18 protein-coding genes and 1 pseudogene are annotated in these 21,376 nt (G+C 38.0%); 5 read left to right on the forward strand and 14 right to left on the reverse strand.

Annotated elements, in window-relative coordinates:
* Window positions 1-365: 365 nt before the first annotated feature.
* Window positions 366-923 (forward strand): hypothetical protein, encoded by a 558-nt coding sequence (locus EPL02_RS02580; protein ID WP_094909656.1) that lies wholly within the window; start codon window positions 366-368, stop codon window positions 921-923.
* 132 nt (window positions 924-1,055) lie between these two features.
* Here EPL02_RS02580 and EPL02_RS02585 read toward each other — a convergent pair.
* Window positions 1,056-1,397: pseudogene (locus tag EPL02_RS02585) on the reverse strand (terminase large subunit); the annotation flags it as partial.
* Between the two features lie 440 nt (window positions 1,398-1,837).
* On the reverse strand, window positions 1,838-2,629 hold the full coding sequence (locus EPL02_RS02590) for a histidinol-phosphatase HisJ family protein (protein WP_094909654.1): 792 nt from the start codon (window positions 2,627-2,629) through the stop codon (window positions 1,838-1,840).
* A gap of 219 nt (window positions 2,630-2,848) precedes the next feature.
* Between EPL02_RS02590 and EPL02_RS02595 the strand changes: the two genes are divergently transcribed.
* Both EPL02_RS02595 and EPL02_RS02600 read left to right on the forward strand, forming a co-directional pair.
* Window positions 2,849-3,718: a permease gene (locus tag EPL02_RS02595; protein ID WP_025910310.1), complete on the forward strand. Its 870-nt coding sequence runs from the start codon at window positions 2,849-2,851 to the stop codon at window positions 3,716-3,718.
* 12 nt (window positions 3,719-3,730) lie between these two features.
* Complete coding sequence (locus tag EPL02_RS02600; protein ID WP_025910308.1) at window positions 3,731-4,570, forward strand: TIGR03943 family putative permease subunit; 840 nt, start codon at window positions 3,731-3,733, stop codon at window positions 4,568-4,570.
* A gap of 42 nt (window positions 4,571-4,612) precedes the next feature.
* Here EPL02_RS02600 and EPL02_RS02605 read toward each other — a convergent pair whose 3' ends face one another.
* The 10 genes from EPL02_RS02605 to EPL02_RS02650 all read right to left on the reverse strand — a co-directional run bounded on the left by EPL02_RS02605 (window position 4,613) and on the right by EPL02_RS02650 (window position 14,425).
* Entirely contained in the window at window positions 4,613-5,161 is a 549-nt protein-coding gene (locus tag EPL02_RS02605; protein ID WP_094909653.1) for a hypothetical protein, read from the reverse strand.
* A 113-nt stretch (window positions 5,162-5,274) separates the two neighbouring features.
* Window positions 5,275-6,069: a serine hydrolase gene (locus tag EPL02_RS02610; protein WP_094909652.1), complete on the reverse strand. Its 795-nt coding sequence runs from the start codon at window positions 6,067-6,069 to the stop codon at window positions 5,275-5,277.
* Window positions 6,066-7,076, reverse strand: a complete 1,011-nt coding sequence (locus EPL02_RS02615) for an ABC transporter ATP-binding protein (RefSeq protein WP_094909651.1) — start codon at window positions 7,074-7,076, stop codon at window positions 6,066-6,068. The genes EPL02_RS02610 and EPL02_RS02615 overlap by 4 nt, the downstream gene beginning before the upstream one ends.
* 12 nt (window positions 7,077-7,088) lie before the next feature.
* Window positions 7,089-7,994 (reverse strand): C40 family peptidase, encoded by a 906-nt coding sequence (locus tag EPL02_RS02620; protein ID WP_094909650.1) that lies wholly within the window; start codon window positions 7,992-7,994, stop codon window positions 7,089-7,091.
* A 17-nt stretch (window positions 7,995-8,011) separates the two neighbouring features.
* Window positions 8,012-8,938 carry a S66 peptidase family protein gene (locus EPL02_RS02625; RefSeq protein ID WP_094909649.1) on the reverse strand — a complete coding sequence of 309 codons (927 nt, stop codon included), beginning with the start codon at window positions 8,936-8,938 and terminating at the stop codon, window positions 8,012-8,014.
* Between the two features lie 102 nt (window positions 8,939-9,040).
* Window positions 9,041-10,660: a peptide ABC transporter substrate-binding protein gene (locus EPL02_RS02630; RefSeq protein WP_131886934.1), complete on the reverse strand. Its 1,620-nt coding sequence runs from the start codon at window positions 10,658-10,660 to the stop codon at window positions 9,041-9,043.
* Window positions 10,661-10,702: 42 nt separating this feature from the next.
* Window positions 10,703-11,701 (reverse strand): ABC transporter ATP-binding protein, encoded by a 999-nt coding sequence (locus EPL02_RS02635; protein WP_094909647.1) that lies wholly within the window; start codon window positions 11,699-11,701, stop codon window positions 10,703-10,705.
* 7 nt (window positions 11,702-11,708) lie between these two features.
* The gene (locus EPL02_RS02640) at window positions 11,709-12,653 is read right to left on the reverse strand and encodes an ABC transporter permease (RefSeq protein ID WP_094909646.1); all 945 of its coding nucleotides are present in this window, start codon (window positions 12,651-12,653) and stop codon (window positions 11,709-11,711) included.
* A gap of 2 nt (window positions 12,654-12,655) precedes the next feature.
* Complete coding sequence (locus EPL02_RS02645; protein WP_094909645.1) at window positions 12,656-13,585, reverse strand: ABC transporter permease; 930 nt, start codon at window positions 13,583-13,585, stop codon at window positions 12,656-12,658.
* Between the two features lie 15 nt (window positions 13,586-13,600).
* Window positions 13,601-14,425, reverse strand: coding sequence for a M55 family metallopeptidase (locus EPL02_RS02650; protein ID WP_094909644.1), 825 nt, complete (start codon window positions 14,423-14,425; stop codon window positions 13,601-13,603).
* Window positions 14,426-14,743: 318 nt separating this feature from the next.
* On the opposite strand from EPL02_RS02650, the gene EPL02_RS02655 reads away from it, so the two are divergent.
* Window positions 14,744-16,042: a purine/pyrimidine permease gene (locus tag EPL02_RS02655; protein ID WP_131886935.1), complete on the forward strand. Its 1,299-nt coding sequence runs from the start codon at window positions 14,744-14,746 to the stop codon at window positions 16,040-16,042.
* 40 nt (window positions 16,043-16,082) lie between these two features.
* Here EPL02_RS02655 and EPL02_RS02660 read toward each other — a convergent pair whose 3' ends face one another.
* Window positions 16,083-20,258 carry a C39 family peptidase gene (locus EPL02_RS02660; RefSeq protein ID WP_094909641.1) on the reverse strand — a complete coding sequence of 1,392 codons (4,176 nt, stop codon included), beginning with the start codon at window positions 20,256-20,258 and terminating at the stop codon, window positions 16,083-16,085.
* 222 nt (window positions 20,259-20,480) lie between these two features.
* Between EPL02_RS02660 and EPL02_RS02665 the strand changes: the two genes are divergently transcribed.
* Window positions 20,481-20,855, forward strand: coding sequence for a DUF4183 domain-containing protein (locus EPL02_RS02665; protein WP_165932501.1), 375 nt, complete (start codon window positions 20,481-20,483; stop codon window positions 20,853-20,855).
* A gap of 54 nt (window positions 20,856-20,909) precedes the next feature.
* Here EPL02_RS02665 and EPL02_RS02670 read toward each other — a convergent pair whose 3' ends face one another.
* Complete coding sequence (locus tag EPL02_RS02670) at window positions 20,910-21,290, reverse strand: DUF4183 domain-containing protein (protein ID WP_094909639.1); 381 nt, start codon at window positions 21,288-21,290, stop codon at window positions 20,910-20,912.
* Between the last annotated feature and the right edge of the window lie 86 nt (window positions 21,291-21,376).

Raw genomic sequence — 21,376 nt, forward strand, 5'->3', positions numbered from 1 at the left:
TCCCTGCCCCAATAACATTAAAACCTTCAAGTTCTACACGCACTACATCTGATTCACTGCTACCTGTGATATTTCTTACGAAAACAGTGTAAATCAGGAAACCATCACCTTTTGGCACATTATAATCTGAACCTGTAAATGTAAATGCTTCTGAGATACCCTCATATGCAGTTGTTAATGTTTTTCTACCAGAACATACTATTGAATCAGTTGCATTAACCCCCCCCAACAACTATTTTCAAAAATAAAACCTTTCATCATTAAAGCTATACAAAGTTTTTCAAATCGATATATCCCAGTAGTACAAGCATAATAGTTTAGCAGGAATATAAATATAGTAGATTTCTTAGAAAGGAGGTGAAATATTGTCTGCTTATTATAAAAAAAGTCGTTGTTCTTGTTCTTATTGTTGTTCTTATTGTTGTTCTTATCTTTGCTGCTGTGTAATTAAAGGTCCACGGGGGTTCCCAGGACCTCAAGGACCTCCGGGTGAAAATTCTTTAACCACTTATGGTGATGCTGGAACAATAGGTGGTGCTATTCCTGTTTCTAATCAAGATTTACCATTAACCACCATGTTTGTTTCTTCAAATACTACCTTGGTAGCAAACCGAATAGTTATTCCTACATCAGGTATTTACGAAGTAGAATATACAACCAATGTCCAACTATACGAAAGAGGATCAGCAATCATATTAGAAATAGCAGTAAATGGAGGATTTATAGTTAACCAATCTAGAACTCGAGCTGCAAATTACACATTTTTCTCCCCAGAAAGCCCCTCTCTCATTGAAATGGTTATGAGTCGATCCGTATTACTCAATCTAGCTGCTGGTGATCAACTTTCAATTGCTGTTTCATCGGTTGAAGGTTCCGTACAATTACTTGAACCTAATCTAAAGGTTATTAAAATAGATGACTAGTAAGTTTTATCTATTCTAATAAACTTAGTTAGCATAACGTTCCTGTTAGAAATTAAAAGACCGTTGGTTGGAATATACCAAGGGTCTTTTATATAACTCACGTTGATTATCCTTTTAGTTTTCCCCATGCTCTTACCAAGCATTTGAACCACTCACTCTTGCTCCTCCTTTAAGGTCTGATACCTCATAAGCATCTAACGCATACCAGATTGCTGAAAATGTATGAGGGTCTATTGTAAAGTCATCTTCAATGATTTCTCCTTGCTTGTTCACTTTGTATGTTAGGTCTTGTAGTTCATCGATTACATTCACACAAGCATCTGAACAAATGATTTTCTTGAAACGCTTGACCTTCTTTGTGCATTGCAACCTAGATCCTTGAAACTTCTTAGCTAACTCCATTCGAAAACCTTGCTGTTTAAAAGACTTGATAACCTTGGATTCGGCTGAGTCTGCCTTTATCCCCTCTTCAGAGTATTGCTACATGATGCTTTCGTACAAATCTCAGTTTAAGTAAATATCACCATGTACATCGGTAATTGTTTTTTCTGCCCCCCTTTGCATTCAATCGTCGTGTGTTCATCTACCCTCATTCCCTCATTTTAATCCCTACAGGAAGTTAAACAACAACTCCCCCACACAATAGCAACGTTTGCGAAACTATCACTTATAAGTGTTTATATACATTGTTTATTTAACAACATTTCTGTGCGGTTATTGCTAATTACCCCCACCCCGAATTCCTTGCATATTATTACTAACTGCTTAATCCACTTACTCTTGCTTGTTTCTTGAATAAAATCAAAACAACATTCACAAAGTAGTGGTCAAAAAAAAAAGCCCGCAAGCCTTCTACATAAAGACTTCTGCGGACACTCATTGACAAATATTCTCTTCTACATTCAACTAACCTTTTAAATCGAAATGGCACTTGGCTGGCGTTTGTCATACGTAAAGACATAGCGGAATCCGCATTCTTTCGCAAGCGCTATTGCTTCGGAAATATGGTCGCCAACCGTTTCAACTTTATGAGAGTCAGAACCTACCGTTAGCAGTTCTCCTCCAAGCTCTTTATATAATTTTAATACCGCTTGAGAAGGTAGCGGTTCACCTAAGCTGCTTCGCATTCCTGAGGTGTTAATTTCAATGCCGATATTGCGCTCAATTGCTTTTGTTAAAATTTCTGTTAGCTGCGGCTTAAACTGGTCAAAATCATAATTTCCGTGCACTTTTATTGCATAGCGCTTCATTAAATCAATATGAGCAAGCACATCGATATCAGCATGCTTCACTAGATTGTAGAGTTCTTCAAAATAACCACCGTATACTTCTTCTACTGTTTTATGTTGTAAATATAAGCGGAGCTTTTTGTCATTGATGTTATGAACAGATCCTAGGATAAAATCTAATTGAAGCGGCTCTAATACCTTTTGATACTCACTTTTTAATAAATGCGGCTCACAAATTTCAATCCCTGCTTTGATAACTAACTTTCCGTCAAACTGCGCACGACACTCTTCAATATCTTCTATATAATGTTTTAAATTAATATGTCCATATGTAGGAGCAAGTGGATTAAGTGAGTAATGTTCTGTAAAGCAAATTTCGTTAATATTACGATGGATAGCTTCTGTGCATACCTCGTTCATAACCGCTTTTGAATCGAATGAATGATTCGTATGATGATGATAGTCCACAATGTACATGTTTCGTTCCTCCCATTCTTCTCCTGAAATCGTATCTTAGCAAAGCTTTCTACTTCTTACAATACTACCCGTTATATAGCTACCTTAACTATTCAAACTAGACAATGAAATGGAAATTTATAAATTCTTTTACATTTAACTATTTTTATATTAAACTATTTTCTGTAAAAGTTGAATGCACGCAAATTTATTTTCTTAAGACAAAATTGGAGTGGTAGTATGAGTTCATCCTTGTTGCAGCTAAACACAATTTTTATCAGTATCCTAATTGAAGCCCTTCCTTTTGTGTTATTGGGTGTATTTATTTCTGGAATTATTCAAATGTTTATTACAGAAGAAATGATGGCAAAAGCCATACCAAAAAATAAAGTAGGCGCTGTTTTTTTAGCAACTTTTATAGGCGCTTTATTTCCAGCTTGTGAATGTGGAATTGTACCTATTACAAGGCGATTAATGGCAAAAGGCGTACCGCTATACGCTGCTATTCCCTTTATGTTTACAGGTCCTATCATTAACCCAGTTGTTTTGTTTTCTACATATGTAGCGTTTGGAAATGACTGGGCCGTTGTATGGGAACGTAGCTCTGTAGCGCTCGTCGTAGCAATTTCAGTTGGCATGCTGTTGACGTTTCAGTTTAAAACAGATCAAACAAAACATAGCGTGTGCGTTAACGTTCAGAAAAAGACATTTGGCCAAAAGCTAGTAGGCACTATCCAGCATTCTATCGATGAGTTTTTTTCAGTCGGTAAATATTTAATCATTGGAGCGCTTATTGCAGCAAGTATGCAAACGTTTATGAAAACATCCATCCTGTTAGATCTTGGGCAGCAGGATTGGTCAGCTCATTTCGTAATGATGGGACTAGCCTACCTTTTATCCCTTTGTTCGTCAGCCGATGCGTTTATTGGAGCATCCTTTCAAAGCACATTTCAAGATAGCGCCATCGTTGCCTTTTTAGTTTTTGGACCAATGTTTGATATTAAAAATACGTTAATGATGTTGAGTCAATTTAAAGCCAAATTTGTGGGCATTTTATTTATTTATACCTTTATAGCTGTCTTTGTTTTTTCAATGCTACTGGTCAGATAAGGAGGAAGCGCGATGATTCGAATTTTAATTTTGATTGGCTTTACGTTTGTCTTCATGCATCTGCATGCTACAGGAGATATTTCAAAGTACATTAATATGAAATATGCATGGATTTCATACAGTACAATTTTTCTCCTATGGTTTATTACCATCGCTGCTTTTATTTTTTATATGAAAGGCGATGAGCATGACCATAATCATGAAGATGGCTGTGATTGCCACAGTCATTCACACGCTCCGCGCAAGCGAGATAAATTCCTTTATCTCATCTATATCGTACCTATTATCACTGCTTTATTTTTACCAATTTCCAAATTAGATTCTAAAATTGTTGAAGCGAAGGGGTTCAATTTTCCAATCTACGAAAAAAATAGCCCCTATGATCAGCACCAATTCCTAGAGCCCGATACAAGTAGCTTTTACGGAGAGGAAGCTTATGACAAAATGATACGCAAAGATTTGAAGCAGTTTGGAAAGAGTGAAAAGCTTAATTTAGAAGATACTGAGTTTTTAAACGCAATGGAAACCATTTATAATTACCCTGGTGAATTTACGGGTAAAACCATTCGCTTAAAAGGATTTTTATACCATAATGATGAGCTGCCAAAAAATCAATATTTTCTTTTTCGCTTTGGAATTATTCATTGCATTGCTGACTCTGGAGCCTTCGGAATGCTTATTGAATTTCCAGATGACGTATCGTTTCAAAATGATGATTGGGTAACAGTAACAGGTAAAATTGATACGATGTATTATCAGCCGTTTAAAAAAACATTACCAATGATTAAAGTCACGAACGTTAAGAAAGAACAGGAACCTGATGATCCTTACGTTTATCGAAACAATCAATGATAAAAAAATCACGTAACGTTTTCTATGTTACGTGATTTTTTCTTATCGACTTTTTTGCTGAGCTTCGAGCAGCTGCGTGTATAAGTGCTGTACTGCAGTTGAAATGGAGTCATCATATCCCACATGATCATAATAGACAGCAATATTTTTTAACATTTCATACGTTTGTGGATCTAAGTTCACTTCAAGCGTAACCTTCTTTGAATCAAAATGATTTGGCACTTCTGGCTCTTCTGCATCTAAGGACGCATGTTCAGCAATTTGAATAGCTTGTTCGACATTTTCAATTTTCCCATACTGCTGCACCCACTTGCGCCCCATAAAAACAGTGTCCTGAACAAATTGCCGATTAGTAGGCGTATCTTTAATATTAAACTGATGATTGTTCACATATACAGATTGATATAAGATGACGCTAATCACTTCATCTTTTAATTTTAGCTTTCTTAATTCATCAATTAAGTCCGCCACATACTTTGGAAGCGGACAAAACGTTCCCCTTACTTCTTTTATTAAATCCATTGCAATTGACTCTGTTGAATTGCGCTTAAACGCTTTTATAATGTCAACCATTGCCGACTCGTTTGTCATACCTACACCACCATTATGGTTAAATACTTTTGTTAGTAAATTCAACCAAAAATTAATTATACAAATCTATTATATAAAAAATATGTGAAAGTTTGTATAGGATGAATGATTGATTATACAATTTGTTGAGTAAGCGCTTCGCTAATAACCTGACCGAGGTCTGCAATTAGCCTCCGTCCATACTCATTATGTTTAAGCCCATCAATTAATACCACAGCATAGCACCTTTTATGATGTGTAAACAGCACACCGCAATCGTGCGTTATTCCGTGCAAATGTCCAGGTTTATTTAAAATAAAACACTTTTCATTCAGCATAGAAGGTAGTTTATCCCGCAGTCGCTGATTAAATAAGCTTTCTTTTAAAAGCTTACGTGAAGGTTCCGAGAGAACATCTTTTCTATAAAGCACTTTCAGGCATGTAAGTAAGTCTGCTGCTGTTGTGACGTTATCTCTTCCTTCCGCGGAAGCTTGAATATCCATCATCTGACGATTGAGCTGGGTATTTTTTAACCCTAAATCCTTGATACACCCCTGTATGCACTCTTGTCCTAGAAGTTTAATTAACAGGTTTGTAGCCGTATTATCAGAAAGAATGAGCATTAAAATAAGTAGTTCTTTAACCGTAGCAGTAGGAGAATACGGATAAACGCTTAATAGTCCATCTCCCCCCACAATATCTGATTGTTTAACAGCAATGGTCTGGTGCGCTAAAATAACGCCGGAATCAATCTGACGACACGCTTCAATTGCAACAAGCAGCTTGATAGTACTAGCAGATGGATACACATTTGTAGCTCCTTGTTCAATTGTTTCTTCAGGAGTTTCAAAGAGATAGCTTACTCTCCCTCTGTACATGGACGACCATTGCTGAACAATCAAGCGAACTTTTTCTTCTACTATACTCATAGTTTACTTGCCGCAATTTCAGAGGTTGAATTTACAATCCCTTCGTTATAAAGGTGACACGCAACAAAATGATTTTCTTCAACTTCCTGCCACTCGGGTTTCACGCTTGCACATGCGTCCATCGCAAACTGACATCGTGTTCTAAATACGCATCCCGACGGTGGGTCAATCGGGCTTGGTAGCTCTCCTTGTAAGACAATACGTTCGCGTGCATCTTCAATATCAGGGTCTGGTATTGGAATTGCTGATAAAAGGGCTTTTGTATAAGGGTGCAGTGGCTTGGTATATAATGAATCGCTTGTTGTCAGCTCAACAAGGTGTCCTAGATACATAACTCCAATACGGCTGCTAATATGCTTGACCATTGACAAGTCATGAGCAATAAACAAATACGTAAGGCCTTTTTCTTCCTGCAATTTTTTTAGCAAATTAACAACCTGAGCCTGAACCGATACGTCCAAAGCAGAAATAGGCTCGTCCGCAATAATACATTCGGGATTTAACGCTAAGGCGCGCGCAATCCCAATCCTTTGACGTTGCCCCCCGCTAAATTCATGAGGGTAACGATTGGCATGTTCACGATTCAAACCAACATCTTCTAACAGCTCATAAACGCGTTCTAAGCGTTCTTTTTTGTTGGGATATAACCCGTGAACTTCCATTGGCTCCGAAATGATTTCCCTTACTGTAGACCTTGGGTTTAAGGACGCATACGGATCTTGAAAAATCATTTGCATATTACGCTGAAACGTAAATTTCTCTTTTTCAGATAGTTTGTGGACATCTTTCCCTTTATAAAGTACTTTACCGCTCGTTCTCTGGTACAGACCAATAATGGTTCGTCCCGTCGTTGACTTTCCACACCCAGACTCTCCTACTAATCCAAACGTTTCACCTTTGTAAATGGAAAATGAAACATTATCTACAGCCTTTAATTCTTTATTTTTAGCAACAGGGAAGTATTTCGTCATATTTTTCACTTCGAGAATAGGCTGTTTCTTTGTCATGTCATTTCCTCCTTATGTCCAGTAGCGACGTATTGCGCAAATTTCATCTTCGTACTCCATTCCTTTGATGGGAATAACCTCAACTGCCTTACCCGTTTTCGGCGAATGAATGATTTGACCATTTCCATAGTACATAGCGACGTGGTGTACAAAACCCTTACCTTGTTCGTAAGCAAAGAATAATAAATCTCCTGGCTCCATTTCTTCATATGAAACCACTTTACCGCTTGTAGCTTGGTCGCTTGCATCGCGAGGAATCGTATATCCATTTGCTTTATGAAGTGAGTAGGTAAAACCTGAACAGTCAAAGCCATATGAGCTCATTCCTCCCCATAAGTAAGGAAGATCTAGAAATCGCTTTCCTTCCGACACGAGATGAGCTCCTGTTTTTGGATGTAGTTCTGCATCAGATTGAACTACATTCACATCTTTAGCCAACATTAGGCCTCTTCCAAGCGGTGTTTCCACTTCAACATGTTCGTTTAGGTATTGAACTACAGGTAAAGTCGTTCGATAGCTAAGCATCAGCTCCGTTTGGTTATCAATTACTAAAAGCGTTTTTCGGGCGATTACTTGGGCAGATGCATCTTGTTTTTGCAGCTCTACTGCCTTTAACTGACTTGCTGGAACCCAACCGGGATATCCGACATTATTTTTTTTAGAAGGCTGACTTGGAATAAGAACGTAGCACCAATTTCCTTCCTGCTTAATCATCTCGACTTCTTCACCAAATAAAAGTTGGGTTTGAACGAGGTTTTCGTTGCATAAAGCGAGTCGGTTTTCATACGTTAAACGACGGAGCCACTCTTTTATATCAACAGGTGATTCTAGTGCCACCTGATCGAGGCTACGAGGTGATTCTGCAGATGTCCACACCGTTGCAACTGACACTGTGACAACGTATCTCTTAGCATTCATTTTATCTTCTCCCTCTATTAATCTACTTTCACTCCGGCTTCTAACTCTACCATTCGTTCATAGGTTGACATGGTTGCATACGCCCCAACAGGCACTGCGACTTGTGGCGAGCAGTGTCCAATTAAAAACCCTTTCATAATTGGCTTTTTTAACCCTTTTAACGGCTGTAATAAAGCTTCTTCTAATGATAAAGAATTCTCTCTTTTTAACGGTTCACACTTATGAAAATCACAAAGCATAATGCCTGCTGCATCTTCAAATTTCCCAGCCAGCTTTAACTGTGTCATCATTCTATCAATGCTGTAGGGTTCTTCTTCAATATCTTCAATAAATAAAATCTTCCCCTTTGTCTCCACTTCAAAATCTGTACCAAGCGAACTTGCTAATAATGTGAGGTTACCACCAATTAGCTGTCCGCTGACCTCTCCCTGTTCGATAATTTGAAGGGGAGTAATTTGATCAGTATAATATGTTGACTGAGGAGTAAAAAGTTGTTGAAAAGACTGCTTTGTTTGTTCTTTGACATCATCTTTTCCAATATCCGATGACAGCATTGGCCCGTGAAACGTAATAAGTCCTGTTTTTTGAGAAATAGCCGTATGTAAAAATGTAATATCGCTATAGCCCCAGAATATCTTTGGATTATCTTTAATGAGCTCATAATCTAGTAAATTCGCCATTCTAGCCGTTCCGTAACCACCGCAAGCACAAATAATTCCCTTGACGCTTGGATTAGCAAAAAAAGCATTAATATCCTCTGCGCGCTGTTCATCTGTTCCTGCAAGGTAGCCGTTTTTTTCATAAACTGATTTTCCAACTTGGACCTGAAGGCCTAAGCTTTCTAGATATGCAATTCCCTTTTTTAGCTGCTGTTCTTTTGGCGGGCTAGCTGGTGATACAACGCCCACGATATCTCCTTTTTTCAAAGCAGAAGGTTTTATCATTTAGAAACACCCTTTCCCTTTATGTAATGAAGAGGCTGTGCGAAATAGAAAAGTTGCTCCCATTTTGCACAGCCTGCTTATTCACTACTTTATGAACGATGTTTATTTTTTATCCGCCCATTTTAACTCTAAGTAACCAACCGGGTGACGAACAATTCCAGATACGTTTTCATTTGTCAAAAATACGTAGTTATAGAAGTGAATTGGGATAATTGGCATTTCATCAAATAATAGTTTTTCAGCTTCATACATTAACTCAAATCGTTTCTTTTCATCCGCTTCATTCTTTGCTTCCTGAATTAATTGATCATATTTTTCATTACTCCAAGCCGTACGGTTCATTGAATGCCCCGTTTGGAAGTTTTCTAAGAAATTGATTGGATCGGCGTAATCAGCTAAGAACGAACTACGAGATAACTGGAATTTCAGCGCTTTTTGCTCTTCTTGGAATACGTTCCACTCCATGTTCGCCAGCTTCACATCAACGCCTAGGTTTTCTTTAAACATCTGTTGCAGTGCTTCTGCAATCTTCTTATGCGTATCATCTGTGCTATACGTTAACGTAACTTGGGGTAGCTTCTCATAGCCCTCTTCTTTCATTCCCTTTTCTAAAAGCTCTTTTGCTTGTTTCACATCTGTTTTGACAAGATCTCCACTCTTTTCTCGGAAATCAGAACCGTTGGCATCCTTAAACCCTTTTGATACAAAGCCATATGCCGGCTCTTCTTTGTTCTTCGTTACATAGTTAACAATTTGATCTTGGTCTACAGATAAAGCAAACGCTTTACGAATATTGACATTTTGGAACGGTTCTTGATCTAAATTAAGACGATAGAAATAAACTCCTGCTTGATCTTTAATATCTAGGCTATCGTCTTTTAATAACTGGTCGCTTAAATCAGCTGGGATCTCAGATACATCAAGCTCGCCGTTTTGGTACATTTGATATTCTGTATTTGTATTTTCCACCATTGCCCAGTTAACTTTATCTAGCTTTACATTTTTTGCATCCCAATACTGATCGTTGCGCTCCATAACAATATTGCTGTTATGCTTCCACTTCGTTAGCTTAAATGGACCATTTCCAACAAAACTTTTCGCTTCAGCAAACCACTTAGGGTTTTCAGTTGCTACTTTTTCATTAATTGGGAAAAATGCAGGATTTGCAATGACGCTTAGGAAGTAAGCTTGTGGACTATTCAACGTTACTTCAAACGTCTTATCGTCTACCGCTTTTACTTTTACGTCCTCCGCTTTTCCTTTTCCTGTATTAAATTCCTCTCCACCTTCAATAAAATAACCTAAGAAAGCAGCTGGAGATCCTGTTTCAGGGTTTAACAACCGTTTCCAAGCAAATTCAAAGTCTCCTGCGGTTACGTCATCCCCATTCGACCATTTTGCATCTTCACGAATATGAAATGTATAAACTTTGCCATCTTGTGATACGTCCCATTTCTCAGCAATTGCTGCTTCTGGTTCATGTTCTTGTCCTAATCTTGTTAAGCCTTCCATTAAGTTGTTTAACATTTGCCAAGAGTACGAATCAAAACCAATTGGTGGATCAAAAGAAGTTGGCTCTGCACCGTTATTCATATACAATACTTTACCATCTTCCTTCTTGCTACCACCTTCAGGTTCTGCACCTGAGTCACTTGTCGCCGTACAGGCAGCAAGGGTAAATACTAAAATAGACATCATTACTACAGACATAATTCGCTTCATTCTGTTCCCCCTTTTCCTTTACCTATTTATGTATCTATAAGGCTAGCTTATAGTAGATACTAGTTTTTTAGCTCTTTCATCTTGGAGCCAACAGCTGACTGAATGCTCATTTCGAAACAAAATTTCACCAGGATACACGCGATCACACACTTCCATCGCATAAGGACACCGAGCAGCAAAGGAACACCCGATAGGAGGTGCAAATAAGTCTGGAGGCGAACCTGCAATTGGCACAAGGTCTCCACCATCCAAATCAAGACGCGGAACAGACTGTAAGAGCCCCTTTGTATATGGATGCTGTGGTTGATAAAAAATATCTCTTCGCTTTCCTGCTTCAACGATTTTACCTGCATACATGACGGCTATTCGGTCTGCCACTTGGGCGACGACTCCTAAATCATGCGTAATCAAAATAATGGATACGCCTGTTTTTGCTTGAATTTCTTTAAAAAGCTCTAAAATCTGAGCTTGGATCGTTACGTCTAAAGCCGTCGTCGGCTCGTCGGCAATGAGCACTTCCGGTTCACATACAAGAGCCATAGCAATGACAATCCGCTGCCTCATCCCCCCGCTAAATTCATGAGGGTACTGTTTCAAGCGCTCTTTCGGATTTGGAATTCCAACCAAATTGAGCATGTCTAGTGCTTTTTTGTTCGCTACATCTTTCGTAATGTTTTCATGTTGCATCATGCTCTCTGCAATTTGCTGTCCTACCGTAATTGTTGGATTCAATGCAGTCATTGGATCTTGGAAAATCATTGAGATATCTGCGCCGCGTATCTTTCTCATGGCTTTTTCAGAGAGCTTTGCTAAATCCTTTCCCTTAAATAAAATTGACCCTTTTGTAATCTTTCCTGGAGGATTTGGAATTAATCTCATAATGCTTTGAGAAGTTACGCTTTTCCCACATCCCGACTCCCCTACAATCGCAAGTGTTTCACCTTTATATAAATCAAACGATACGCCTCTAACCGCTTGCACCTCACCGCCATATGTAGCAAATTTCACCGTTAAATCTTGAACTTCTAAAACTTTTTCCACTGCGCTTCTACCTCCTTAACTTTGGATCAAGGGCATCTTGTAAACCGTCCCCTAGCACGTTAAATGCAAACATGGTGATAGAAATAAAGAAAGCCGGGAAAAATAAGCGCCACCAATAGCCAGATAGAATCGAAGATAAACCGTCATTTGCCATTACACCCCAGCTGGCAAATGGTGCTTGAACACCTAATCCTAAAAAGCTTAAAAACGCTTCGGCAAATATAGCTGTCGGAACCGTTAACGTCATTTGAACAATAATCGGCCCCATTGTGTTAGGCAATAAATTTTTCTTAATAATCCTTGCTGTTTTGGTCCCAAATGTTTTGGATGCAAGCACAAATTCATAGTTTTTTATTTGTAGAACTTGTCCTCGGACAATTCGGGCCATTCCAATCCAGCCTGTCACGGAAAGTGCGAGGATAATCGTTGATAAACCAGGTCCCATTACCACCATTAACAGGATGACAACCAATAGATAAGGAAGGCCATATAGAACTTCAACAATACGCATCATCACGTTATCTGTGCGACCGCCTTTATAGCCGGCAACGCCTCCATAAATAACTCCGATTATAAAATCAATTAAAGCAGCCATGACCCCAACGAATAGTGAAATTCTTGCTCCATACCACGTTCGAGTAAATACATCCCTTCCTAAATCATCCGTTCCAAACCAGTGTTCTTTTGAAGGTGGCTGATTTTGATTCGCAAATGACGTTTGCGTAACGCTGTGGGGAGAAATCATCGGTCCCACGATAGCCATGATGACTAGCAAAACCAAAAAGATTAATCCTAGCATTGCCAGCTTGTTTTTCAATAACCGTAGCCATGCATCATGCCAATAAGACAAGCTGGGACGCACAACAGCTTCCGCCTCGGTGCGATCTTTTTGCTTTGGTACAAACCATTCATCAGGAATGCTTACTGACTTTTCTGATTTCAGATCACTCATGCTCATCCTTCCTTTCGATGTAGTTTAATTCTTGGATCCAAAATACCATAAGCAATGTCTACTAAAAACAGCATAAAGATTAAAATGGCACTATAAAATACTGTGGTTCCCATAATAACCGGATAATCACGCGTGTTTATACTGTCAACAAAGTATTTTCCCATACCAGGTATAGCAAAAATCTGTTCAATAACAAACGTCCCAGTCAGTACGCTAGCAGCAATTGTTCCCAACACCGTTACCACTGGAAGCAGCGCGTTTCGCAAGGCATGCTTAAATACAATCTTATAAGGAGAAAGCCCTTTAGCTCTTGCCGTTCGAATATAGTCTTGAGTTAACACTTCAATCATACTTGCACGGGTTAAGCGCGCAATGATAGCCATCGGCCCCGTCGCAAGAGCAAGCGTTGGTAAAATCATATGCTTTGGACTTGTCCATGTAGCTGCTGGTAAAATCGCCCAATCAACGGCTAGCTTTTGAATAAGCAGCGTTGCCATAACAAAGTTAGGAATAGAAATTCCGATAACAGCAATTGTCATCGCTAAATAATCTACAATTCCGTTGCGGCGTAGTGCGGCTACAATTCCAAGTGCGATACCTGAAAACACAGCGACAAGTAAAGTAACCATCCCAAGCTCAAAAGAAACTGGAAAGCCTCGTCCCAGCAAATCATTTACTGTTTGAGAAGGCTGCTTAATTGATGGTCCAAAATCAAACGTAACAATTGATTTTATGTACATAAAGTACTGAACAATTAATGGCTCATTTAAGTGATAGTACGACTCTAAATTTTCTTGTACAGCTTCACTCGTAGCTCGCTCTTCATTAAAAGGTGAACCTGGTATAGCATTCATTAAAAAGAATGTTAATGTTACAATGACCCACAATGTGATAATCATTGAAATAAAGCGCTTCAATATGTATGTCTTCATTTTTAATCACACTTTCTAACAAAATGTAGTTCGCATCGCAAGTTCTGTCATAACAAGCATTGCTTGATATGCTTCTAAAATATCTTTCGCTTGAAAGCTAACGATTGTTGAATTAGGTTCAATTTTTGTACCTGGCATTAAATTAGCCCATTCTGCTTGACCGTAATTATTAAATTCGATTCTTAAAGTTGGTTGGTTTGGTGGTAATAAGGGATTTATTAAGTGTTTGTTTTGAATGGCAATTTCAACTTTTTCTTGAAGTAATTGTTCTGCTTTCTTAGGAGTTAGTGTTTGTGCTGCAGAACGAGAAATGGATTTTTTAACAATTGCTGTCGTGACGTTTGGAATGAGTGATGTCGCTTCGATGGCTGTATAATCATCCCCTGCGACAAGTAAAACAGGCACTTCATAATGCCCTGCGACATAAGCATTAAACCCTAGCTCACCAACGGCTACGTCGTTTATATACATATTTCGCACTCCGAAAGTCATAGCGTGTGACATAACGCCAGGCATTCCAGCACGTGAATGGTATCCAATAAACATTGCCCCAGCAAATGAACTATCCAGGCCTTGAACCATTGAATATGGCTTAACGCTACCTGAAATTAAAACGGCTTCAGAGTGCAAATCTTCAACTAACAGGTTATTCATACTTGAATGGCTATCATTTACAACTACTTCTGTACAGCGGTTCTTTAACGCAGCTTCAATTACAGCATTGGCTTCTTGTGTCATAATTCGCCTGCTGCGCTCATAGTTTGCTTCTTGTAAAAAGACGTTACTTTGATCTACAAGGCCAGTAATTCCTTCCATATCGATAGATACGTATAGCTTCATTTTTCCACTCCCTTCTTTAAGTTTAAGAGGTTAATTGTATTAAATATTAAGAAAATTATAAAATATTTACTCCATTTTTTCAATATAATATTAATTATTTTTGGCATAAAATGTTTATTCTTGTCTACCTCACCATCATTCCTACATATTTCGTCAATTTTTGCGACAGCTCTTCTTCTGAATGGATATACCTGCAATATTTCTTTTCTAGATTAATATAAGAGATATCGCTTTCAAAACCTCGATTTCATGGTAAAATGTAAAAAGTTACTAGATAAAACAAACTAGATTAGACAGATTAAACATGAGGTGCATACTATGATTCGTACGTCCATTGCTTCGTTACAATGGTTTTTATTTATGATTTCTAATAGCATTATCGTTCCAATTGTTATCGCTTCTCAATTCAGCCTTTCACCAACAGAATCCATTGAATTTTTACAGCGTACCCTTTTCATTCTTGGAGCATCCGGCTTACTTCAAATCTTCATTGGACATCGATTACCGATTATGGAAGGCCCAGCTGGTGTTTGGTGGGGCGTATTTTCCCTCTATGCCGGCTTAGGAACGGTTTTATTTGGTTCAGGAACGGAAACGCTTCAGGTTTTACAATTCACAATGATTACAAGTGGAATTATTGCTTTATTGATGAGTGCCTTTGGCCTTATCGATAAGCTAGCAAAATATTTCACCCCAACTGTAACCGGTACTTATTTAATTTTACTAGTAGCACAGCTAAGCGGTTCATTCTTAAAAGGTATGCTTGGGGTAACAAGCGATAACCCTGCTATCAAACTTCCAGTCGCGTTAGCTTCAGCTGCTATTTTACTATTAGCTTTTTATATGCTCTCACATCCTGTATTTAATAAGTTCAGTATTATTGTAAGCATTGGTATTGGTTGGGGACTGTTCGCTATTTTAAACTTAACAGATCAAATTACGTTTCAATCGAATCTTTTTTATATCCCTGAACTATTTGCTTTCGGAGCTCCTAGATTGGAATGGAGCATGGTAACAACTGCTTTTTTTGTCACGCTTATCTTAATTACAAACATGCTCGCTTCCATACGCGTTGTGGAATCCGTTTATGAACGCAACGGTACGAAAGCAAAAAGGAGCTATATTAAACAATCAGGCATTGCTTCCGGAATTAGTCAACTGCTTGGAGGTGTCTTCTCTGGTGTCGGTGCAGTTCCGATCTCAGGATCTGGAGGCTTTATTTCAGCAACTGGCATATACAGTCGCTTACCGTTTATTGTAGCGTCTTGTTTATTATTGTTTGTGAGCATTTTTACTCCGCTCACTTCCATTATGTCTAGCTTACCCACAGCCGTAGGCTATGCTGCTATTTTCCCTGTCTTTGCGAGCATGATTGCATTAGGTATACATGAGTTTTCCAATACACCTGCCCCTTATCAGGCTATGAAAAAAGCTGGAATTCCTTTATTCGCAGGAATTGGAGTTATGTTCTTACCAACGGATGCTTTTTCTACACTTCCCCCGTTGGTAACAACATTCTTAAGCAACGGTTTGGTGTTAGGTACGCTCATTATTCTTATTATCGAAGTATACTCATCTTTCCAAGAACGCCGCTTTGCCAAGGAAAGTAGCAAATAAAAAAGTGCTTTGCAGTTATAACTGCAAAGCACTTTTTTATTTACTGAATGCGTAGTAAACGAAGATCTTCGTCTTCTTTTGCCATCTCATAAAACTGGCCGCTTTCATCCTGTTCCAATACAAGGTGAAGCTCTTGTTCTGCTTGTTTTATATCTCCTATACTCGCTAGGTAACAAGCTAAATTATAACGAATAAACAAGTCATCCTCTTCTTCTAACCGCTTTGCCATAAGCTCCGCTGCAACCTGTGTTTGCCCAGTTAAATGATAGGCAATACCAAGCTCTATATACAGCAAGGTGTTCGATTGACCACTTTCAATTCCTGCATTGAAGATGCCAATAGCTTCATCATATCGTTCCATTCGATTATACAGCTTTCCTAATCCAGCATAAACGTTTGGGTCATATTTTTGCTGCTTTAAGAGCATTTTAAACTTTTGTTCTGCCTCTACTACACTTCCTTGCTCACCAAGTAAAATCGCTTCGTATAATAAGAACTCAAAGTTGTGAGGGTCTATACTTAATAAAAACTCTACAAAAGATAAGCCCTTTTTAATACTCTCATCATCATGATCAACATTAATGATAATATGCATTAAATGATGGCCAATACTAACATCTTCCGTTTCTTTTAGCTTCCTCTCCAGCAAAGAAATAGCTTCATCTTCCATCTGCCTTTCCTCATAAAAACTCGCTAACGCATGCACGGCTTGTACATTTGTGCGATCTAATTTCATAGCTGTTTCATGTAGCTCAATAATCATACCAAAAAGCGCAATCATTGTTGCTTTTTCTTTAAACTTTTTAAACGTACGCTTTAGAAAAGTCCTTTCTTCTTCTACTTCACTGAACTCTTCGACTACTGCTTGAAGTGCAACTGCCGTATTCGTATAGATAAATGCTTTTTCTTCATTTGTTACATTTAGTTTCTTTAAATGCGTAGAAAGGGTCAAAAGGTCTTTTCGAGATGGGAAACACTCCAACCATGTTGCATAAAAGAGCTCTTCTTCTACATTTTCTTTAATAAGCTTTAGCATAATTGACTTTGCTTCTTTAAGATTTCCTTTTTGTATGAACCAATTTGCATAGTGATGCTGTACGGCTTGTTGATCAGGATTCATCTCTAAGGCTTTTAACAAGTACTTTTCTTCTTGATTCTCATCACCTTTGGCACCGTACACATAAGCTAAGCTATCCATGATCCACCCTTGAAGAGACGATGTTTCCATGGTCTCTAAATAATGAATGAGTTCTGTATAATCAGATTCTGTCTTACACAATTGTGATAAACGCTCTATATTTACATCCAATGGATCGAATTGTAGCATGGTATATAAGTATTTTTTTTCTGATTCTTCATCTTCTTCCATTCGAGCAATTAGCGCTAAGTTCTCATATGCCCCGCTGTTTCGGTGATCATAATACACGCATAGCTCATAGGCTTCTTTAGCTTTTTCAACTAAATCCATCTCTTTGTAAACTTCGCCTAAGCGATAATATGAAAAAGCATTTGGTTCAACTCTCAGTGCCTCTTCATAAAGAGCCATCGCTTCATCATACCGCTTCTCTTCCTCTAACAGTACACCGGCATAGCATCCATAAAGAATTTCTTTTGGACGGCTTTTCCATTCTTGTTTCAAGAAAGAAACCCCTTGTTCCTGGCGACCAAAGTCATTTATAAACCCTACATAAGATTCTAAAGCTTGATCTAAGTCTGACTCTAGACCAGAAAGGCCTTTTTCGATGAGAGAGATTCCAACTTCTATTCCTTCTTGAAGGTCACGTTCTTTGCAAAAATACAACAGCGCATTCCCTGCGTCTAACCAAGCATCTTGATTATACTCTTCAGCTATTAAAGCTTTTTCGTACAGATTCAATGCTTCTGATAAGCGATCAGCTTGCAAATAAGCATAAGCAAGGCCATTTTGAAGCATTGGTACACGCGCATTTGCAAAGAGTTGAATTGCTTTTTCATATTCTTTGTTTTCAATATAAAGGTCTCCAAGCAAGCGGGAAAGCGTTTCGTTACTTTCAACTTGCTTAATTCCTTCACATAAAATAGCTTCAGCTTTTAATGAATCTTCTTTTTCATGCTGATACCAGTCTGCTAAGGAAATGTAAGGATATGGCATATCAGACTGCAGGTGCTTTGCTACCATAAAACCTCGATACGCTTTTTGTCCTTTCTCTAAGCGTTGATCACACTTAGCACGTTCATACCATAGAAATGCGTCTGTGCGATCATGGCGCAATAAATCATCGAAAATAGTTCGAGCTTCTTGAGTCTTTCCAAGATCATTTAAAATTAGTGCATGATTGACTTTTGAAAATGGTTCTTCATCATAAAAGCTTAGTGAAGTATGAGACAATTCATAAGCGTAATCAACATCATCTTTATAGAAATAAGCAAGTGCTAAATAGCTAAGTACAAGATGCTGCTCAATATCTAGCTGCAATGATCGATGAAAATACGTAATCGCCTGTGTATACTGATCATCTTCAAAATAAAGCCTGCCTTTTAAATAATAATAAAGTGAGCTCGTTCGTTTTTCTTTAACCTGTTGTAAGAGCTCGGCTGCTTTTTGCTTTTCATCTGTTCGAAAAAACGCATAAGCTGCATGCAACCTAATGTAATCATTATTTGGATACGTAGTAAGTAGTTTATGTAACCACTCCAACGTAACTTGACGACTATCCTCTCGAAAGATGTGTTTAATACCAAACAACGGAGAAAATGGAATATCTCCATTCGACTCTAGAAGCGCTATTAACTGCTGAATATAGCGCTCTTCATCTTGCTCGACTAGATCTGTTATGCGATATAATTCCTTGAAAAAGTAGTGCTCACGCTCTGAAAGAAACGTAAGTCTTGCTTCTTCTTTACAAATAGCAATGGATAAATAACCTGAGTTTACGTAAAGTCGGTCGAACTCACTATACTCAACCAACTGGGGATTTAGAAAATTAGGATCCTGCACATAGAAAGCCTGTAGCTGATCATTATAACCATAGACCACTTGAACATGAGAAGCATGCTCAAATTCTACACTAACAAGTATCGGTATACCGCTTTGAAGCAGTTGTTTATAAATATCTATAGTCCCTGTAAAAAAACGACAGCTATAGCCAAGACTTTCCGTATATTCCACCGCGCTTGAGAGTTTTGACCCCAGCTGGCTATAAATATGTTCCGCAATTTCATCTTGTGTCTTAGGTTGGTTAAATAAGCTAAGAATCATGCTTAGACTTGCTGGAACACAGTAGTTATCTTTTTGAATAATAGGCTTAATTGGTAACTTCACAGCTTGTCCATCACTCATTAATTTTGCGTACGGTGTATTTTTTAAGCTCTCTTCTTGTTCCACTAATGCTTGTAGTTGGCTTGCATTTTTTAAATAAAAAAAGGCTTCTGCTTTAAGCTGTGTAAAATAAGAATGATACTCTTTTGTAATAAGTATTTGTTCTAATTCACTAACAGCCTCAAGAAGCTCCTCATAGTAATGTAAGTCTTTTAGCTTTCTAACTTTCTCCATATATAACGCAGGGAGCTGGGGATACATGCCTAAAGCTTCATCAATGGTATGTAAAGCTTTTTCATGTTCACCTTTCGCAGCATATAAATCAGCTAAAAATAAAAAACACATGTCCGTTTTTTCATTTTTACTAATGCCTTCACTTAAATAGTATTCTGCTTTTTCCCATTCGCCAGTTTGAATGTAAAAATAGCCCCATTTATCAAACATTCCAGTTTTATTGTATTGCTCAACTTTCTGCATCCATTCTTTCGCTTCATCAACCCGCTTAATTTCTAACAAAATACGTACCATTAGGAAGTAAGCCGTTTCAATTTGTTTTGATGTGACTGTATTTAAATCTGTAGTTTTTAACAATAAATCCAGTTCTCGCTTTGCTTGTAACGTCTTTCCTTCACGAACAAGTTCATCATATAAAAAGATAGCCATTTGAAATGTGCCAAAACGGCGATAACCGTATCGAGTAACTACGGTACTATATCGATACATTAAGCTATCGTCCAATAGGCGAATAAGCTCATATAAATCATCACTCGATTGAAACTTAGCAAGTTTTTGCTTTAAGGTATGATGTGAGGGTGCCTTTTCAAGCTGTTCTAATTCTAAGCGCACAGATTGAAGTCCATCAATAATCCGATGCTCTTCTATATAATTTTTCAACTCTTTTACCGTAATCTCCATCATTCTAGCCACCTCATCTATTCCGTAACCAAATCTTTTAACCGCTCTAATGGTCACTTAACTCTTATCATATCAACGTTTTTAATGTTAGACAATTATTTATTAATAAGGTAATTAATTCCATACTATACCCAACATTAGGGACTTTTTATTGAAAAATTAATATTGTATAAAAAGAAGATTTAGATTAGTAAGAAGAAAGAGGAAAAATCGAGGTGTATCAATGTGAAAAAGTGCAATAAAAACTCTCATTCAATACGAGCTAAACAAGTTACGGACTGGACCAAGCGTTCAATACAGATTTCAACCAAACTTTCTTTGCCACCCTTAAAAATTGCCAAAACAAATATTGCTTACTACTATGCTAGAGCAGATGGGCAACAGCGCATTTTCACAAACAAAGACCAGCTAACAGGATACGGAAACAGCGGCATATTAAATCCTGATTCAGTTTCCTACACTAATTTATTTGTAAATGGCATGCTTCAGCCTCCTGCAATTTATAAAGTGGATGAAGGTAAACTTGAGCTTTTATCCACAGATGTTCCTTCCGAGAATACATTAATTTTACTGCAGTTTATTACAATTTATTTAGTTTAAATTCAATAATAAAAAGAAGCAAACATGTAGCTTTGCTTCTTTCTTATCACTTCATTATGTTGTAACAGTTGTTGCCGAAGCTGGTGTAAAGTTAACAACCTCTACAATAATAGGAGTTCCTGCTAAGATAGAGCCGCCTACTGGTACATCAACTGCCACTGAGCCTACGCCCGTAGCACCAGGTGTGTAAGTCGATAACCCTTCCATCTGCAATAAACCATTGATATACACTTGGTAATAGCTATTGCTACTTTCTAGTACAGGAAGTGTCGTTGCTGCTGAGCCATCATCTAAAAAAAAGTCAGCTGCATCGATGGTTAGCGTAGCTCCTCCATTCGTTTGTGCAGTCGTAACATAAAATAATTTTGTATTAACAGGGCTTATGGTTGTAACCGTTGTAGCGGAAGCTAAAATTTTCATAATTTGCAATGCCATCTTCTTTGTCCCTCATTTCACTCATTCATCTTTTCACTCATAGTGTATGGCACAGTGGTACAAGTTGTGAGGGACAAACATCTATC

The organism is Bacillus sp. CBEL-1, from assembly GCF_004348885.1.
Classification (GTDB): Bacteria; Bacillota; Bacilli; order Bacillales; family Bacillaceae_H; genus Priestia; species Priestia aryabhattai_A.

What these genes read in the sequence shown, in the direction of transcription:
- EPL02_RS02590 (WP_094909654.1), bottom strand. Translation starts at nt 2,629, where the DNA reads ATGTACATTGTGGACTATCATCATCATACGAATCATTCATTCGATTCA.
- EPL02_RS02595 (WP_025910310.1), top strand. Translation starts at nt 2,849, where the DNA reads ATGAGTTCATCCTTGTTGCAGCTAAACACAATTTTTATCAGTATCCTA.
- EPL02_RS02600 (WP_025910308.1), top strand. Translation starts at nt 3,731, where the DNA reads ATGATTCGAATTTTAATTTTGATTGGCTTTACGTTTGTCTTCATGCAT.
- EPL02_RS02605 (WP_094909653.1), bottom strand. Translation starts at nt 5,161, where the DNA reads ATGACAAACGAGTCGGCAATGGTTGACATTATAAAAGCGTTTAAGCGC.
- EPL02_RS02610 (WP_094909652.1), bottom strand. Translation starts at nt 6,069, where the DNA reads ATGAGTATAGTAGAAGAAAAAGTTCGCTTGATTGTTCAGCAATGGTCG.
- EPL02_RS02615 (WP_094909651.1), bottom strand. Translation starts at nt 7,076, where the DNA reads ATGACAAAGAAACAGCCTATTCTCGAAGTGAAAAATATGACGAAATAC.
- EPL02_RS02620 (WP_094909650.1), bottom strand. Translation starts at nt 7,994, where the DNA reads ATGAATGCTAAGAGATACGTTGTCACAGTGTCAGTTGCAACGGTGTGG.
- EPL02_RS02625 (WP_094909649.1), bottom strand. Translation starts at nt 8,938, where the DNA reads ATGATAAAACCTTCTGCTTTGAAAAAAGGAGATATCGTGGGCGTTGTA.
- EPL02_RS02630 (WP_131886934.1), bottom strand. Translation starts at nt 10,660, where the DNA reads ATGAAGCGAATTATGTCTGTAGTAATGATGTCTATTTTAGTATTTACC.
- EPL02_RS02640 (WP_094909646.1), bottom strand. Translation starts at nt 12,653, where the DNA reads ATGAGTGATCTGAAATCAGAAAAGTCAGTAAGCATTCCTGATGAATGG.
- EPL02_RS02645 (WP_094909645.1), bottom strand. Translation starts at nt 13,585, where the DNA reads ATGAAGACATACATATTGAAGCGCTTTATTTCAATGATTATCACATTG.
- EPL02_RS02650 (WP_094909644.1), bottom strand. Translation starts at nt 14,425, where the DNA reads ATGAAGCTATACGTATCTATCGATATGGAAGGAATTACTGGCCTTGTA.
- EPL02_RS02655 (WP_131886935.1), top strand. Translation starts at nt 14,744, where the DNA reads ATGATTCGTACGTCCATTGCTTCGTTACAATGGTTTTTATTTATGATT.
- EPL02_RS02660 (WP_094909641.1), bottom strand. Translation starts at nt 20,258, where the DNA reads ATGATGGAGATTACGGTAAAAGAGTTGAAAAATTATATAGAAGAGCAT.
- EPL02_RS02670 (WP_094909639.1), bottom strand. Translation starts at nt 21,290, where the DNA reads ATGGCATTGCAAATTATGAAAATTTTAGCTTCCGCTACAACGGTTACA.